The sequence below is a fragment of the Anaeromassilibacillus sp. Marseille-P3371 genome, from assembly GCF_900169665.1.
Classification (GTDB): domain Bacteria; phylum Bacillota; class Clostridia; order Oscillospirales; family Acutalibacteraceae; genus Anaeromassilibacillus.
Map to the genome: position 1 here is coordinate 1,361,359 of NZ_LT835157.1, position 17,004 is coordinate 1,378,362.

Here is a 17,004-nt window from a genome sequence, read left to right on the forward strand (position 1 = left end):
GAATCCATAATACTGTTTTTTTATCTTTTGGTATAGTATATATACAGTGTAGAATCTATATAAATGATGTAAGGGGAGGAAACCGTGATTGATAAAAAAATTATAGTACATTTTACGGTTATAACGTTTTGTTTTGCCTATTTAGTGTCAGGTGCTTTAATTGTTCTTGGGCAATTTGGATATAGAGTTTATAGTTGGGTTGAGTCGCTACCGCAATTTTGCATGAATATTCCGTTTGCGATCTATATTTTATCGCCAGCCATTGCTTCTTATATAGTGCTCAAGAAAAACAATAAAATAGTCAATTTCCAGGAATGGTTAAAAACCGTTTTCTATGCTAAAAACAATATATATCCTTATTTGTTTGTTATTGCAGGGATTGTATTGTATTATTCAATACACGCAGTAATTGGGGGGCATAAAGAAATGTTAACTCCATTTTACGCGTTTTTTCTTTCCTTACCGGGGAATCTTTTTATCGGAGGATTGGAGGAGGCCGGTTGGGCGTATATTTTACAGCCAGGGCTTGATAGGAAATTTGGCTACGTTTTATCTTGTGTATTTTGCGGAATGATTTGGATTGTATGGCATATTCCACTTTTTTTCATACCGGGGACAAATCACGGAGAAGGATTTATTAATTTTTGGATGTTTTCCGTTCAATGTATGGCTTTAAGATTTTTCTTTGGGGCAATCTGCAGAATATCACAAAAAAGCTATGTGTTTATGTGTGTACTATTTCATACTCTGTTCAATGCAGCTTCATCTATTTTTGTTTCCATGACAACTACTTGGGCAGGAACTATTGTTGCAAATACGGTGATGATACTCGTTTCTATTGCAACAGTTATGCTATACAACAAAAAACAGACGAATAGTAAGCAAGGATAATAGACAGCAAACAATGTGCGAGAGGGTTGAGATGATAAAAATAGAAGTTGTTATACCCCTGTGTATAGCAATCAAACGAGGCTGAAAATCCGAGAGGATACGGAACTTAAAAACTGTCCGCTATTCTGCCCCAAATGCAAGCAGGAAACTTTGCTCCAGGTTAGAAATTACAAGTGTCAATTATCAGAGAACCAGACGTAGAGCCGATAACACGCAGATTAAATACGGTTATAAGTTTATCAATTTCAAATAATCCATAAAAGCAGCCGTCCTCTTTTTTTCAAAAATTGGGTTGGCGAAGGAGATTCAATTTGCCCTTTTTAAACACATAATGGAATCGTGGAGGTATCATCATGCCCGTTTTCATTTGCTCCAACTCACCGAATGCCTTGCGCTCAAATAAACCGGTCTCCCAAAGCGGGATATTCCGCGCATGAATATAAATACATGTATCATTTTATATATTGAATTAAATCATAGTACCAAACGCCTATGTGGTTTTGTGACCACATGGGCGTTTGCTGTAACCGCCCCCTACTGGGAAGAGAGGAAGTTCCATTATTTATACCGAAGAATGCGAGGAGCATATCGAATACACTTTTGCTGCTTTTTGTAAAGTGGTTCTCTGTAATGCTGCTATATCAGCATGTCGGGATATAGGCAGAAAACAGAAACAGGAAATATTACTTGGATATCTTATGGAAGAAAAGGATTGTAAGCCGTCAACAACAGATTGTTACTTTCAAATACAAGAGCAGCCCACGGAATTTGTTGCATATGGCAAAGTAATCGAGATTGAAAATGAACGTTAACAAAAGTATTTTCCAGTCTGACAAAGCAGCGGCGAGAAGTTTTGTTTTTGTACTTGTTTTCCATTAGAGTATGATAAAAAATTGTTCCGTTACAGTTCCGTTATATAGAGAATTTTGGAATGGTTTGAAGTATGTTTATAGTGTTCCACAGATGCCTACAGATTGAGAGAATCGATCTGTAGGCGTTTTTTGGTGGGTAGATGTATGTTTTTAATATGGTTGTAGAAAAGATATATAAAATAAAAATTACAAGAAAATATTCTGTAAAATACATCTAAATGAATGTTGCTGTAGTAAACTAAACACATATTATTGTTGTATCAGAATTCTAAACATACAGTAAAGGAGGGAAAGTGTGTATATTGCGCATAAAAGAGAAGATGGACAGTTGCAACTTTTGGAAGAGCATCTCAAACAGGTTGCTATTCTTGCGAAATCGTTTGCAGAGGGATTTGGCGCAGGGGACTATGCATATGTTCTCGGCCTAGCGCATGACATTGGAAAATATTCTGCTGCATTTCAGGAATATCTTTTAAAGGATGGAATGGGGGGAGACCATTCGACAGCGGGAGCGAAAGAACTTTACCGTTTACAAATGTTTCCAGCGTCACTGTGTGCGGCAGGACACCATACGGGCCTCCCCGACGGAGGAGGGCCGGGTGATCCATCGGGGATGCCAACTTGGCAAGGCCGTCTGAAAAAACAGGTAGCTCCCTATCAAGAGTATCAAAGGGAGATTACATTACATGCCGTATCCCACCCGCAAGAACTCAATGGGTTTCGAATTGCTTTTTTTACTCGTATGCTATTTTCTGCTTTGGTAGATGCTGACTTTTTGGATACAGAGGCATTTATGAATCCAGTCCAGCGCGGAGGGTATGATGGAATCCCCGTTCTTTTTGAACGGTTAAAACACTACATAGATCCATGGTTACGCCATCAGGAAACAGGGAACCCCATCAATCAAAAACGCACGGAGATATTGCGTTGCTGTTTGGAGGCGGGAAAGAGGGAACGCGGTTTAAAAAGTCTGACTGTTCCAACAGGGGGCGGAAAGACAGTTTCCTCTCTGGCCTTTGCACTTCAGCATGCCGTACAATACGGGTTAAACCGTATTATCTATGTGATTCCATATACGAGTATTATTGAACAGACGGCAAGAGTCTTTCGAAAAATTGTTGGAATCGAAAATGTGCTGGAACATCATGCAAATGTCAATTTTGATCCACGGGGAGACATCGATCCCGCGGCCGAACGGTTTCGCCTTTCCACCGAAAACTGGGACGCGCCGATCATTGTGACCACAAACGTGCAATTTTTTGAATCGTTGTTCTCCAATAAATCTTCGCAATGCCGTAAGCTTCATAATTTGGCAAACAGCGTGGTTGTTTTTGATGAAGCACAGATGATTCCACTGGACTATTTGATGCCCTGTGTACGGGCGATTGGGGAATTGGTACAAGAATATGGGGTAACAGCTGTTCTTTGTACGGCAACTCAGCCTTCCTTAGAAAAACTTTTCCCTAAGGGCATCTCCATACAGGAGATCTATCCGCATTTTCGAGAGCTCTATCCATTCTTTCGGCGAACAGAGTTTGTGAATATTGGAAGATTATCTGTAATTGAATTGGCGGACCGCATGGCTAGGCAGAAACAGGTGTTGGCGATTGTGGATACGCGTAAACAGGCAACAGAACTCTATCAATCCCTTCCAGAAGAGGGACGATTTCATCTTTCTACACTGATGCCCCCTATGATGCGGCGATGGACCCTTCGAGCGATTTGCAGAAGACTAAAACAAGGACTTCCTTGCCGGGTGGCGGCAACCTCTTTGATTGAGGCAGGCGTTGATGTGGACTTTCCCACTGTTTACCGTGCCGAGGCTGGTTTGGATTCCATTATTCAAGCTGCTGGACGTTGTAATCGGGAGGGGAAGCGTCCTCTAGAAGAAAGCATCGTTTATATTTATCAGCCGGAGGGGCGGGTTCCGCCGCGTATTCAGCCGAATGTCAGTATATATAAAAATGAGATCCAGCCAAACTTTGTAGATTCCGCATCTCCAGAGGCCATACAAGCATATTTTGATGCCCTGCATATGTTGAAAGGGGACAGGCTGGACAAAAAGAAGGTTGTAGAGGCTTTTGAAAAGGGAAGGGATGGCGGTATGCTTCCCTTTGCTAAGGTATCGGAAGAGTTTCATCTGATTGACGAGGATACCAAAGCGATTTTTATTCCGCTAGGGCAAAGAGCGGAGCGCTTGGCAAAACAGCTGCGGTCTGGTTTATGTTCCCGTGGATGGATGCGAAAGGCTGGTCGTTATATGGTACATGTTTATGAACCGCATTTCCAGGAGCTTTATCGGGCACATGATATTGAAATGATTACAGACGGGCTGGCGATTTTGACAAACCTTCGTCTATACGATCTTGGAACAGGACTATCCTTAGAAGCAGATTTAGGGAAAGCATTTTTTGTTTAATCGACAAAAAACGACCGAATGAGAGGGGATGTGACCATTCGAAAAGAAAATCAGTGATTCATAGGAAAGGAGAGAAATGATGGCAATCAAAATGGAGGTCTGGGGAGATTATGCTTGTTTTTCCAGACCAGAGATGAAGGTAGAACGAGTTTCTTACGATGTCATGACTCCGTCGGCTGCACGTGGCATTTTGGAGGCGATTTATTGGCATCCGGGCCTGCGGTGGCATATCGATCGAATCCATGTTATGAATCCAATTCGGTTTGCCAATATTCGCCGCAATGAAGTAAAATCGAAAATCTCCGCTCAAAATGTCCGAACGGTGATGATGGGAGGTTCAAAACCACTATATATTCATACAGCAGAAGATATTCAGCAGCGGGCTGCAATGGTTTTAAAAAATGTACACTATGTCATTGAGGCCCATTTCACAATGACCGAGCGTGCCCGTGATGGGGACAATCCTGGAAAATTTCAAGACATCATCAAAAGGCGCTTGAACAGTGGACAGTGCTATCATCAGCCTTATTTTGGCTGTAGGGAGTTTCCAGTATCCTTTCGTCCATATGAAGAAGGGAGCCGTATAAGTTGGTATCAAAATGAAGAAAGAAGGGATCTGGGGTATATGCTGTACGACATGGATTATAGCGATTTACAAAACATCCAACCCATGTTCTTTCGCGCAGAATTGCGCTATGGCGTTCTTGATCTGACGAACTGTGAGGTAGTGCGATGATTTTACAGGCGCTATACGATTACTATACCGCGATGGCGGCAAAAGGAAAGATGGCTAAAGCAGGCTGGAATCCGGCAAAAGTGCAGTTTGCATTGTTGATCGATGAGAAAGGGACGCTTTTAGATATCCTGCGCTTAAAGGAAAAAGGTTACCGTGGTAAAAAAGAAGTGGATGTTCCGCAGATTATGCTATTGCCTAAGCCCGTTACACGGACGATGGGGATTAAAGCAAATTTTTTGTATGATACATCCAGTTACTTTTTGGGAGTAGACACCAAAGGAAATGACAAACGGGCCCAAAACTGTTTTCGAGCGAGTGCACAGCTGCATCAAACGCTGTTGCAATCGGTCGATCATCCGGCTGCCCGTGCAATTTGCGCCTATTTTGCAAATTGGAACCCAGAGGAGGCCAAAAATCATCCGGCTTTGCAAGGGGATTTGGACGAGATTCTTTCGGGAGGAAACCTTGTATTCCGATTTCAAGGCCGGTATGTGCACGAAGAACCTGAAATCGCTCGCTCTTGGGATCAATACCAGAGAGAAGAAGCGACGGAAACAAGAGGGCGTTGCCTAGTGACCGGAGAATATGTCCCTATTGCACGCCTGCATCCGTCTATCAAAGGCGTGAAGAATGCACAGTCCAGTGGTGCATCACTTGTTTCTTTTAATGCCACCGCTTTTGAGTCTTATGGAAAGACACAAAGCTATAATGCGCCAGTGGGAGAACAGGCGGCTTTTGCCTATACGACGGCGTTAAATGCTTTGCTTTCAGATCGCGAACATGTTCGACAAATTGGTGATACGACCGTTGTTTATTGGGCACAGTGTGCGGAGCCAGCCTATCAGGACTTTTTTCAGAACTTCGCATTTCAGGATATTGCGGATGGACAAAAACGTACATTTACGGAAAATGATTTAAAACGCGCGATGCATTTGCTTTCTAAAGGACAAGTTTATTCTCTTAATGATGTGGAGCTTGATCCCAAAATGCCTTTTTATATTTTGGGGTTATCTCCCAATGCAGCGCGATTATCCGTCCGTTTTTTCTATCGCAATTGTTTTGGCGATTTTTTACAGCATATTGAAAATCATTACCGGAGATTGGAGATTGTAAAGCCCTCCTACGATGAAAGGGAACGTCTTTCCCCTTATAGCCTGCTGTATGAAACGGTCAATAAAAACGCAAAGGATAAAGCGGCCTCTCCATTGTTGGCAGGGGCTCTGATGCAAGCAATTTTAAACGATACATCCTATCCAAATGCATTGCTACAAAATGTGCTTTTGCGAATTCGTGCAGAATGTGGAATCACACGGGGACAGGCTGCCATCCTCAAAGCAACACTAATCAAAAATGGGTATAAAGATTTTCGCATCAAACCAGATCAACAAATGAATAAGGAGGAATCTTGGGTGAGACTAAATGAACAGTCGGACTACCTTCCCTATGTACTTGGACGGTTATTTTCTGTTTTGGAGGGAATCCAACAAGCTGCCAATCCGAATTTGAACACAACGATTAAGGATCGGTATTTAACATCTGCATGTGCAACGCCTGCTTCCGTATTTCCGACATTGTTTCGTTTGGAACAAAGTCATATGAAAGTGCTTTTGCGCGACAAGCGTGGATTGGGAGTTACTTTGGAAAAGCAGTTGATTGAATTGATCGATAAAATTCAAGAGACATTGCCCACACATTTTAACCTGAATGAACAAAGTGCGTTTATGCTGGGATATTACCATCAGACACAGAAGAGATATGAGAAAAAAGATCGTATAAATGAGGAGGAATGAAGCATGTCGGATATCATTAAAAATCGCTATGAGTTTGTTATCTTGTTTGATGTAGAGAACGGGAATCCCAATGGGGACCCAGATGCAGGAAATATGCCTCGCATTGATCCCGAAACGGGATATGGTTTGGTGACGGATGTATGTTTAAAGAGGAAGATTCGGAATTATGTAGAGACAGTGCGGGAAAATGAAAAAGGGTATCGCATCTATATTAAGGAGGGAATCCCGCTCAATCGAAGTGATTTAGAGGCATATGCCAATTTAGGCGTAGATGAAAAAACGGTCAAAGAAGCAAAGAAAAAAGACAATCGCTTGGATGAACGTGTCCGTGATTTTATGTGCGAAAATTTTTATGACATTCGAACCTTTGGCGCAGTAATGACAACTTTTATGAAAGCGGCTTTAAACTGTGGGCAAATTCGTGGTCCCGTACAGATTGGTTTTGCACGAAGTATTGAGCAGGTTGTCCCTCAGGAGGTCACGATTACCCGCGTAGCAATTACTACAGAGACGGATGCAGAGAAAAAAGGAACCGAAATGGGGCGTAAACACATCATTCCATATGGTCTTTATCGGGCGGAAGGTTACGTCTCTGCCAATCTTGCTCGCAAGGTCACTGGCTTTACCGAGGCGGACCTCAATTTACTTTGGGAAGCAATAATCAATATGTTTGAGCACGATCATTCTGCCGCACGTGGGAAAATGGCGGTCCGAGAACTGATTGTATTCAAACACGACTCAGAACTGGGAAATGCACCTTCCTATAAATTGTTTGATGCTGTGACTGTAAAACGTAGGAAAACGGAAGAGGGGGATGAACATGTTCCGGCGCGCAGCTATGCGGACTATGATGTATGTATAGATGAAGCTGCAATTCCTGAGCATGTCAGCTGTCAGAGGATGATATGAGCACTTACGAAGAAGATGATTATTTACAGTTGTCCGGCATCCAACATTTTTGTTTTTGCCGCCGGCAATGGGCATTGATCCACATAGAACAACAGTGGGCAGAGAATCTTCGGACCGTCGAAGGAGAGATTTTACACGAGCGCGCTCATGACGAGCGAATCACGGAGAAACGGGGAGGACAATTGCTGGTTCGTGGATTAGCAGTTCACTCATCTTCTTTGGGGGTCAGCGGGACTTGTGATGTAGTGGAGTTCCATCAAGCGCCGGAGGGAGTCCTTTTGTTCCATCATAAAGGTACGTGGCTCCCTGTTCCGGTGGAATATAAGAGAGGAAGCCCTAAGAAATCTGATGCGGATCGTTTGCAACTTTGTTGCCAAGGGATGTGCTTGGAGGAAATGCTATCCTGTGACATTCCCAAAGGATTCTTATTTTATGGAGAAAGTCGCCACAGGGAAGAGGTCGTGTTCACAGAAGAACTTCGAAACCAGGTGAAAATCATGCTAAAAGAAATGCATAGCTATTTAGAGCGTCGTTATACACCAAAAGTGAGACCGTCCAAAAGCTGCAATGCCTGCTCTTTGAAAGAACTCTGTCTCCCCAAACTATGTGGAAGGCTCTCTGTTAAGAGCTATATAGAATCCAATCTATTGGGGGAAGAATCGTGAGAAAACTACTAAATACCCTGTATGTAACGTCGCCAGATACCTATTTGGCACTTGAAGGGCAAAATGTGATGGTTTATCGAGAAGAGGAACTTCTGCTAAGGATACCATTACATACATTGGAGCAAATATTATATTTTGGTTATAAAGGGGCGAGTCCTGCACTGATGGGGGCGTGTGCAGAACATGGTATCCGTCTAGCTTTTTTGACACCTCACGGACGCTTTTTAGCGGCTGCCTGTGGAAGATCACAAGGGAATGTTCTTTTGCGTTTGCAACAAGTGCGGGCATCCGATGATCCGATGGTCAGAACTCGTTTTGCACGAAACTTTATCTTTGGGAAGGTGTTTAATAGCCGATGGGTCTTGGAACGTGCCACAAGGGATCATGCCATGCAAGTAGACGTTGCTGCATTGAAAAATGTGTCCAGACAGCTGGGAGGTCAGTTGCCTACAATTCGTGAATGCATCAGTGATGAACAATTACGTGGATTGGAAGGAGTGTCGGCGGAACAGTACTTCCGTGTATTTGACCAGCTAATCTTACAAAACAAGAAAGCCTTTTATTTTCACGGGAGAAATCGCCGTCCGCCCATGGATAATGTCAATGCATTACTGTCCTTTGTATATACCTTGCTATGTAACGATTGTTGTTCTGCATTAGAAGCCGTTGGTTTAGATCCTTATATAGGTTTTTTACACCGGGAACGCCCTGGCAGAACCTCCTTGGCATTAGACCTGATGGAAGAATTGCGTAGCGTCTTTGCAGACCGTTTTGTATTGTCTCTAATTAACAATCGGATTGTTACCGAGAAAGGCTTTTACCAACAGGAAACGGGAGCTGTTCGGATGAACGACGAAACACGAAAAGCGATTTTGGCCGGGTGGCAAGCCAGAAAGCAGGAATTCATTCGACATCCCTTTTTACAAGAAAAAGTTCCATGGGGCTTGGTTCCTTATGTACAGGCAATGTTGTTGGGGCGTTGCCTGCGGGGAGACCTGGAGGAATATCCACCATTTTTATGGAAATGAGGAAATGGGTATGTTGGTCTTGATCACTTATGATGTCAACACAGAGACAGAAGCGGGAAAGAAGCGACTGCGAAAAGTTGCAAAGCAATGTATCAATTATGGACAGCGCGTACAGAATTCTGTGTTTGAATGTATCTTAGATGCAGCGCAATGCTGCAAAGTAAAGTATTTACTTGAACAAATAATTGATCCCCAAAAGGATAGCCTACGTTTTTACTATTTAGGAAATCATTATCAAACAAAAGTAGAACATGTAGGTGCGAAACCAACCTATGAAGCGGAGGGAGTTCTTATGATATAATTGAGTGCGAACAAAAAGGGAACAAAAAAGACTAGAGAGGTTCGCACCATATATTGAAACATTGCGATTTAAGGCAGGATAGATTTTAAATGAGTAGTTAAATTTAAAAATTTCATATAAGTTGCAATTTAATAAAAATTGAATTGAGACTATATGATTTATTATGCGAATTTGCTGTCACCCTCCATGCGGAGGGTGTGGATTGAAATTTCGTTGGCTTGCGCATTGGGGCGGCATCCTCTGGTCACCCTCCATGCGGAGGGTGTGGATTGAAATCGAATATGTTTTTCTCGGCATGTTGTCCACCTCACGTCACCCTCCATGCGGAGGGTGTGGATTGAAATGCTTTTGGTGCTTGTAGCGGTCAACCCTGTTTCGGTCACCCTCCATGCGGAGGGTGTGGATTGAAATACTAAATGTCAGTGAACATTTTGTATACTTTTGGTGCGTCACCCTCCATGCGGAGGGTGTGGATTGAAATGCGTAAAATATGGATTATTAAACACTATGCAGACGGGTCACCCTCCATGCGGAGGGTGTGGATTGAAATCGGATGATCCTGTCCAAGAGTTTATGGGAGTTTGGGTCACCCTCCATGCGGAGGGTGTGGATTGAAATAGCTACAGTAACAAATTCTGATGGGGATTTTACAGGTCACCCTCCATGCGGAGGGTGTGGATTGAAATTATAGTGGAGATTTATATTTAGGGGAGGTATGACGTCACCCTCCATGCGGAGGGTGTGGATTGAAATCAAAGCAGTAAAAAAAGATAGCCGCCCAGCCCTGAAGTCACCCTCCATGCGGAGGGTGTGGATTGAAATTCGAATACGCCGCTTCCGAGCAGGTACTCCGTGGGGTCACCCTCCATGCGGAGGGTGTGGATTGAAATAGCTCGAAGCTCCAGTTAAGGCCGTACCACACCACGTCACCCTCCATGCGGAGGGTGTGGATTGAAATTTGGAGAAGTGGAGGCAGCACAACGTACTGCCACCGTCACCCTCCATGCGGAGGGTGTGGATTGAAATCACACATATGCTGTTGATATACCAGCGGCTTTTGCTGTCACCCTCCATGCGGAGGGTGTGGATTGAAATCCTTTAGATGTGGACTTTTTTCAAGACGATAAGATGTTACCCTCCAGACAAATTGAAATCTGAATGCAGAAGTAAACATAACCTGGAGGGAAGTTCCATGTTATGCGAAGGATATGTAATATAATCAGAAAAATTTATATTATCAGGAAGAAAATTTTTGACTTCTCTGCATCTCTTATAGAAGAATTTTCAGCTTAATGATATAATGTATCCGTTATGAACGGGTTTCCTTTCGAATCAAAAAGACAAGAAATTATATAAATTAATAATATATTTTTATTAGAAAGGAAAAAGGAAGATTTGTTCCTATTGTAGGGAAGTAGTGATTCCCTAAGAATTTAGAATGGTTGACATACTCCGTCCTCTTGCGCTAAGATGAGAGAAACAGTAAGTTCAAGTTTTCTCCGTGTAACAGTTTGAAATTGAGGTTGCATTGGAGGTGAAAATATGCGTAGCATTCGAGGAGTAGCTGCATCGAAAGGAATTGCTATTGGGAAACTCTGTATTCGGCAGCCTTATGCGCAGACGGAACATCTTTTGTCATCCGAGGATGCACAGGTAGAAATTCAACGTTTGGATGCCGCTCGCATTGCCGCAGAACAAAACATTCGCCAGCTTTATCGTCAAGCGTTTCAGAAATTTGGGGCAGAAGACTCCTTAATCTTTAAAAGCCATATTTTACTTCTTGAAGATCACGATTTTTTCGAAGATATACAGAAACACATCCTTCAGGATCATGTGACGGCCGAGTCAGCTGTATATATGACTGCCCAACACTTCTATCAGCTTTTTTCTAAGATGGAAGATGAATATATGCGCGCACGCGATACGGATATTTTGGATATATCGAGACATCTGCTTCGTTACTTGAATTTGGAAAATGTAGAACCATTATATGAGAGTATTGGAAAGGGCATTATTGCAGTTGAAGAGCTTTTGCCGAGCGAAGTAGTAACGGTCAATCGGAAGAAGGTGCTGGCCTTTTTATCTCAAAATGGTTCCTGTTATTCACATGCTGCTATACTTCTGAGAAATGCAGGCATACCATTTGTTGTAGGGCTAAAGGAATCCTTTAAAGGACTGGTTCAAGCAGAAAATGTAATTGTAGATGGATTTACCGGAGATGTTGTATTGAGCCCGGACGTGATGGCGTTGAGGGAATATAGCGACCGGCAGTATCAATATTTTTTACATTTGCGTGCTTTGCGGGAACTGCGGGGGTGTCCTTCTGTAACGAAAGACGGTTACCGTATCGATGTACATGCGAACATCGGACATGCAGAGGATGTTCAACAGGTGTTGGATAATGATGCAGATGGAATTGGACTGTTGCGCACAGAATTTCTCTATTTGGGCAGCAACATGGATTGCTCTGAAGAAGGACAATTCCGCGCTTATAAAATGGTGTTGGAAAAAATGCATGGGAAACGTGTCGTCATTCGAACGCTTGACATCAGTGAAGAACCAGAAATTGGTCAGTGGCGCTATAGTGACCGAATCAATCCAGCTATGGGATGTCGGGCGATTCGGTTTAGCTTGCGACGTCCTGGTTTATTTATGACACAGCTTCGGGCAATACTACGTGCTTCTGCATATGGCCGTGTTGCGATTATGTTTCCCATTATTACCTCTGAACAGGAGCTCATAAGGGCGAAGACATTGCTCCAACAAGCACAGAAAGAGTTGTCCGATCAGGGAATTGAGGTGGCAGATCGGATTGAGATTGGAGCGATGGTAGAAACGCCAGCTGCAGTCTTGCTGAGTGATAAACTTGCATCCCACGTGGATTTTTTGAGCATTGGGACAAACGATTTGACACAGTATACATTGGCTGTGGATAGGATGAATCCTTCGGTGACGGCTCTTTATAATCCACGTCATCCAGCTGTACTACGAATGATTGATATAGCGGTTAAGAACGCTAAAAAGCATGGAATACGAATTGAAATTTGTGGAGAATCAGCTGCAGATTCAGCGTTGCTTTGTTTTTATCTCGCGTTGGGGGTGGATGAGTTATCGGTTGCTCCATCATCCGTTTTGGAGATTCGGCGGATGATTCGTCAGATTACGTTAGGGGAGAATAAAGAGCATATTATCCGGCAGTTTTGTAGAGAACCGGGAGAGATAACTGATAAAAGGGCGTGAGATCCACGCCCTTTTATCTTAAATACCTCCGATTAAATATTATCAAGAATAAACTTCGTAAAAGACGCGCGGATTTGTTCTTTAAAGAAAGTCGATTCAATGATTGTGATATTTACGCAGTCTAACTCAATAGAAGAAAATTTGTATTTTGAGTTAAAATGCCAAAAGTTTAGATAAACATTATTTCCAACAGGGTTTCTATTGAATGATATACGAACAATATTAAATAATGAAAAACGATATAGAAGGGGAGCGATTATGTAGATGGCAAAAATATTGGTGTTGGCGGAAAAGCCATCAGTAGGGAGAGAATTGGCACGGGTGTTGGGATGCCGTCAAGGAGGAAACGGTTTTTTATCTGGAAGTCAATATATTGTTACATGGGCTTTGGGACATCTTGTCGAATTGGCGGAGCCGGAAGCATATGGGGAACAGTATAAGACCTGGAGTATGGACACCTTACCGATGTTGCCGGAGAAAATGGAACTAAAGGTGATTCCTGAGACGAGTAAACAATACAGTATTGTAAAAAAGTTGTTACATAATCCTGAAGTGGGATCATTGGTCATTGCGACAGATGCAGGCCGGGAGGGAGAGCTTGTAGCACGTTGGATTCTGGAGAAGGCAGGCTTTCATAAGCCGATCAAACGGCTTTGGATTTCTTCACAGACGGATCGTGCCATTCGAGAAGGTTTTGCAAAGCTAAAAGATGGAAAAGAGTATCTCCCATTATATATGTCTGCCCAGTCCCGCGCGGAAGCGGATTGGCTGGTTGGCTTGAATGTTACTCGTGCTTTGACCTGTAAGTTTAACGCACAGCTTTCTGCTGGACGTGTACAGACTCCTACGCTAGCACTACTTGTTCAGAGGGAAGAGGAAATCCGACGCTTTGTTCCCAAAGACTATTACACGGTCCGTGCAGACTTGGGAGAATTTTTTGTTACTTGGCATGACGAAAAAAAGCAGACTGCTATTTCCGAAAAGGCCCGTGCGCAGGCAATTGCCGATAAGATTCTAGGAAAAAAATTTCGGATTACAGAGGTAAAAAAGACATTTGGTTCTACACCGCCCCCTATGTTATACGACCTAACCGAACTTCAGCGCGATGCAAACAAGTTGTATCAATATTCTCCCAAACAGACGTTGAATATCATGCAGCGATTGTATGAAAATCATAAAGCACTTACTTACCCGCGTACAGATTCCCGTTATTTGACAGCAGACATTGTACCGACCTTGCAGGAACGTTTACGTGCAGTCAATCACGGGGAATTCGGTACAATTGTTGGAGAAATTTTCCGTACACGAAAGAATATTTCCCGTGCATGTATCAACGATGCAAAGGTTACCGATCACCATGCAATTATTCCTACGGAAGAGCAAGTCAATTTACTAAACCTTAATCAAGAGGAAAGGCGTATCTATACTTTGGTAGTGAAGCGATTCCTCACTTGTTTTTATCCGAGTTATGATTACAAAAAAATCCGTATTGATCTAACTGCAGAGGGTGAAACATTTTCTGCAGCAGGGCGTGAGATCATCGAACTCGGCTGGAAAAAAGTTGAGAAAGGGCTGGATGAGGATGACGAGGAAGCCGCAGAGCAAGTGCTCCCAAGTTTGCATCAGGGAGATACTTTTCTATGTAGAACAACTCAGCTGAAGGCCCAAAAGACTTCACCACCAGCGCGATATACGGAAGCGACACTGCTTTCCGCCATGGAGAATCCTTCTAAATTTATCGAAGATAAGAAGATGAAGGAATATATTGGCGGAGGCTTGGGAACGCCTGCAACTCGAGCCGATATTATTGAGAAATTGTTCAGTTCTTTTTATGTGGAAAAAAGGGGGAACACATTGATTCCAACTTCTAAAGGGATTCAGTTAATCGGTTTGGTGCCTTCCGATTTGAAGGAGCCGTTACTCACGGCACGTTGGGAACAACGATTGGAAAAAATTAGCCAAGGAAAGGAAAATAAGAAAAATTTCCTTCAGGAGATCAGAGGATATACAACCTCCCTAGTCAGGACTGTAGCCAACAGCGAAGCCACCTATGTCCATGAGAATATGACGCAGAAAATATGTCCCGAGTGTGGAAAGCATCTGCTTTTGGTCAATAGTAAACGGGGAAAGATGTTGGTCTGCCAGGATCGGGCTTGTGGTTACCGGCGAAATGTGGTGACAGAAACCCGGGTTCGTTGTCCCAATTGCCACAAATTTATGGAACTTTTCGGAGAAGGGGAGGGAAAGACATTTGCCTGCCGCTGCGGTTTTCGTTCAAAGGCGGATAAATTTTTTGAGGGGCAGGGAAAACGTTCCGGGGCTTCCAAGCGGGATGTTCAGCAGTATTTGCAAAATCAAAATAAACAAAAAAATGAAGGGGTCAGCGCATTTGCTGCAGCCTGGGCGAAAAGTTTAGAAGAAGAAAAAAGGAAAAGATCGAGTAAGGATGTGTAAATAACACACAAAAATAACCGATTAATCCTTGTTATTGAATCCTAAATATTCTATAATGAAGATAGGAACGGTAGAATTATTAAAAGTGGAACCCTGTTATATTTGGGAGGCAATGGAATGAAACAGTTTGTTATTACAATTGCACGTGGATATGGAAGCGGCGGCAAGTCGATCGGAAAAATGTTGGCAGAGGATTTGGGGGTTAAGGCCTATGACATGGAACTTCTTCGATTGGCATCCGATGAAAGTGGTATTAATGAACATCTTTTCGCACAGGCAGATGAAAAGTTAAAAACGCCTCGCCTCTTTAAACCGCGCAAAAGTGCATATACTGGCGAAATCATTCCGCCGGACAGCGAGGATTTTGTATCTGATCAGAATTTGTTCAATTATCAAGCCAAAGTAATCCGGGATTTAGCAGAGAAAGAGTCTTGTGTCATTATTGGCCGGTGTGCTGATTTTATCTTAAAAGACTGTAAACATGTCATACGTGTGTATGTACATGCTCCGTTTGACTATTGTGTAGAAAAGACGATGATGGTTCACGGAAATATGGATGAGGACGAAGCGAAACGTTACATTCGCAAGATGGATAAGCGTCGTGGCGATTATTATCTTTATTTTACAGGGCGTGACTGGCGCAATGCAGATAATTATGATCTCTGTTTGAATAGTAGTGATCTAGGGTGGGAAAAGTGCATGGCCTTGGTGAAAGCGTACATGGCAATAAAGCTTGGCGATTGAGTCCCCAATAACGTAATAAAAACCCTCTCGGAATTAGAAAGAATTCCGAGAGGGTTTTCGTACAATAGAGTCACCGTCTTGGGGATATGTTTTGCTGAATGTCAAAGCTTTAAAAAGGGTAGTTGCGCAGAGTTTCGTCCTAACAGAGTGATTTTTCTCAGTAAAGGATCGATCGAAATACGGCGAAAAGTGAACATATATCTTTCCCCTTTAAAGAGGTGTATCATTAAAATGCTTCTCGATGCCGTTGATGGCGCAACTCCCGACGTTTTTCACCGGCCTCCCATTCGGCCTGTTCCTGAAAGTTTTCTAGTATAAGCCCTGGAACGGTTGTCGGGTTGCCATCATCATCGAGGGCGACTTCTACCAGATAGGCGGTATTCACAAGCTTGCGTTCTCCGGAAAGACTCTCGACAAAACTGTCAACACGAACTTCCATAGAGGTCCGTCCAACGTAAGTAATTTTCCCGTGAAGGACAACGATACTGTTCTCATAGACTGCTTCTTTAAATTGCAAATTATCAATTGCAGCGGTAGTAACATTCCGATTTGCATGGCGGCGTGCCACAATTCCGCCTACAATGTCGATCCAGGCAGCAAGTTGTCCGCCAAACACACGGCCGGACCCGTTTAAGTGGTTTGGCATTATAGCCTGTACTTGTTCTACTTCAGAATCTGCGACACGTTTTGCAGATAGCTTATTTTCCATATAATTAAGTCCTTTCATCTGAATTTACATAGAGTGGTTTTGTATCCATATAATTGAGGGAACAATAGGGGAACTTTTTGACGAGAAGCTCCTGAATGAACGATTGGAGAGAGGTAAGGTAGAAGTGTTTCGTAGTCATTGGGTTGAGATTCAATGCTCTCTCAGGCGTCGGAAATCTTTGATTTCCGCTAACGCCGTGAGGTTATTATAACTTAAAATGTTCCGCGCTGTAAAGCCGCTTTGGTT

The 17,004-nt window shown here is 43.0% G+C and carries 13 protein-coding genes and 1 CRISPR repeat array; of the genes, 12 read left to right on the top strand and 1 reads right to left on the bottom strand.

Translation table 11 applies throughout. The annotated features are described in order from the left end of the window. The first annotated feature begins 84 nt into the window (after positions 1-84). The 12 genes from B9Y59_RS04825 to B9Y59_RS04880 all read left to right on the top strand — a co-directional run bounded on the left by B9Y59_RS04825 (position 85) and on the right by B9Y59_RS04880 (position 16,049). A complete protein-coding gene (locus B9Y59_RS04825) occupies positions 85-891 on the top strand; it encodes a CPBP family glutamic-type intramembrane protease (RefSeq protein WP_085532114.1) in 807 nt (268 codons plus the stop codon). 60 nt (positions 892-951) lie between these two features. Beyond that, positions 952-1,092, top strand: coding sequence for a cysteine-rich KTR domain-containing protein (locus B9Y59_RS04830; RefSeq protein WP_143255241.1), 141 nt, complete (start codon positions 952-954; stop codon positions 1,090-1,092). A gap of 966 nt (positions 1,093-2,058) precedes the next feature. Next, on the top strand, positions 2,059-4,182 hold the full coding sequence (locus B9Y59_RS04835; protein WP_085532116.1) for a CRISPR-associated helicase/endonuclease Cas3: 2,124 nt from the start codon (positions 2,059-2,061) through the stop codon (positions 4,180-4,182). A 79-nt stretch (positions 4,183-4,261) separates the two neighbouring features. After that, entirely contained in the window at positions 4,262-4,918 is a 657-nt protein-coding gene (gene cas5c / locus B9Y59_RS04840) for a type I-C CRISPR-associated protein Cas5c (protein WP_085532118.1), read from the top strand. Continuing rightward, entirely contained in the window at positions 4,915-6,708 is a 1,794-nt protein-coding gene (gene cas8c / locus B9Y59_RS04845) for a type I-C CRISPR-associated protein Cas8c/Csd1 (protein WP_085532120.1), read from the top strand. The genes cas5c and cas8c overlap by 4 nt, the downstream gene beginning before the upstream one ends. A 3-nt stretch (positions 6,709-6,711) precedes the next feature. Beyond that, positions 6,712-7,617, top strand: a complete 906-nt coding sequence (gene cas7c, locus B9Y59_RS04850; protein ID WP_085532122.1) for a type I-C CRISPR-associated protein Cas7/Csd2 — start codon at positions 6,712-6,714, stop codon at positions 7,615-7,617. Beyond that, positions 7,614-8,282: a CRISPR-associated protein Cas4 gene (gene cas4, locus B9Y59_RS04855; protein ID WP_054324103.1), complete on the top strand. Its 669-nt coding sequence runs from the start codon at positions 7,614-7,616 to the stop codon at positions 8,280-8,282. Before cas7c ends, cas4 begins: the two co-directional genes overlap by 4 nt. After that, a complete protein-coding gene (cas1c, locus tag B9Y59_RS04860; protein ID WP_054324102.1) occupies positions 8,279-9,310 on the top strand; it encodes a type I-C CRISPR-associated endonuclease Cas1c in 1,032 nt (343 codons plus the stop codon). The genes cas4 and cas1c overlap by 4 nt, the downstream gene beginning before the upstream one ends. A gap of 10 nt (positions 9,311-9,320) precedes the next feature. Continuing rightward, positions 9,321-9,611, top strand: coding sequence for a CRISPR-associated endonuclease Cas2 (gene cas2, locus B9Y59_RS04865; protein WP_085532124.1), 291 nt, complete (start codon positions 9,321-9,323; stop codon positions 9,609-9,611). Positions 9,612-9,787: 176 nt separating this feature from the next. Next, positions 9,788-10,706: direct repeats of the CRISPR family, unit length 33 nt; unit sequence GTCACCCTCCATGCGGAGGGTGTGGATTGAAAT. A 447-nt stretch (positions 10,707-11,153) separates the two neighbouring features. After that, positions 11,154-12,851 (top strand): phosphoenolpyruvate--protein phosphotransferase, encoded by a 1,698-nt coding sequence (gene ptsP / locus B9Y59_RS04870; RefSeq protein ID WP_085532126.1) that lies wholly within the window; start codon positions 11,154-11,156, stop codon positions 12,849-12,851. A gap of 264 nt (positions 12,852-13,115) precedes the next feature. After that, positions 13,116-15,305 carry a DNA topoisomerase III gene (locus B9Y59_RS04875; protein ID WP_085532128.1) on the top strand — a complete coding sequence of 730 codons (2,190 nt, stop codon included), beginning with the start codon at positions 13,116-13,118 and terminating at the stop codon, positions 15,303-15,305. Between the two features lie 117 nt (positions 15,306-15,422). Next, a complete protein-coding gene (locus tag B9Y59_RS04880; protein WP_054324099.1) occupies positions 15,423-16,049 on the top strand; it encodes a cytidylate kinase-like family protein in 627 nt (208 codons plus the stop codon). Positions 16,050-16,275: 226 nt separating this feature from the next. On the opposite strand, the gene B9Y59_RS04885 is transcribed toward B9Y59_RS04880, so the two are convergent. Beyond that, positions 16,276-16,758, bottom strand: a complete 483-nt coding sequence (locus B9Y59_RS04885) for an acyl-CoA thioesterase (protein ID WP_054324098.1) — start codon at positions 16,756-16,758, stop codon at positions 16,276-16,278. Positions 16,759-17,004: the final 246 nt, after the last annotated feature.

What these genes read in the sequence shown, in the direction of transcription:
- cas5c (WP_085532118.1), top strand. Translation starts at nt 4,262, where the DNA reads ATGGCAATCAAAATGGAGGTCTGGGGAGATTATGCTTGTTTTTCCAGA.
- cas8c (WP_085532120.1), top strand. Translation starts at nt 4,915, where the DNA reads ATGATTTTACAGGCGCTATACGATTACTATACCGCGATGGCGGCAAAA.
- cas7c (WP_085532122.1), top strand. Translation starts at nt 6,712, where the DNA reads ATGTCGGATATCATTAAAAATCGCTATGAGTTTGTTATCTTGTTTGAT.
- cas4 (WP_054324103.1), top strand. Translation starts at nt 7,614, where the DNA reads ATGAGCACTTACGAAGAAGATGATTATTTACAGTTGTCCGGCATCCAA.
- cas2 (WP_085532124.1), top strand. Translation starts at nt 9,321, where the DNA reads ATGTTGGTCTTGATCACTTATGATGTCAACACAGAGACAGAAGCGGGA.
- ptsP (WP_085532126.1), top strand. Translation starts at nt 11,154, where the DNA reads ATGCGTAGCATTCGAGGAGTAGCTGCATCGAAAGGAATTGCTATTGGG.
- B9Y59_RS04875 (WP_085532128.1), top strand. Translation starts at nt 13,116, where the DNA reads ATGGCAAAAATATTGGTGTTGGCGGAAAAGCCATCAGTAGGGAGAGAA.
- B9Y59_RS04880 (WP_054324099.1), top strand. Translation starts at nt 15,423, where the DNA reads ATGAAACAGTTTGTTATTACAATTGCACGTGGATATGGAAGCGGCGGC.
- B9Y59_RS04885 (WP_054324098.1), bottom strand. Translation starts at nt 16,758, where the DNA reads ATGGAAAATAAGCTATCTGCAAAACGTGTCGCAGATTCTGAAGTAGAA.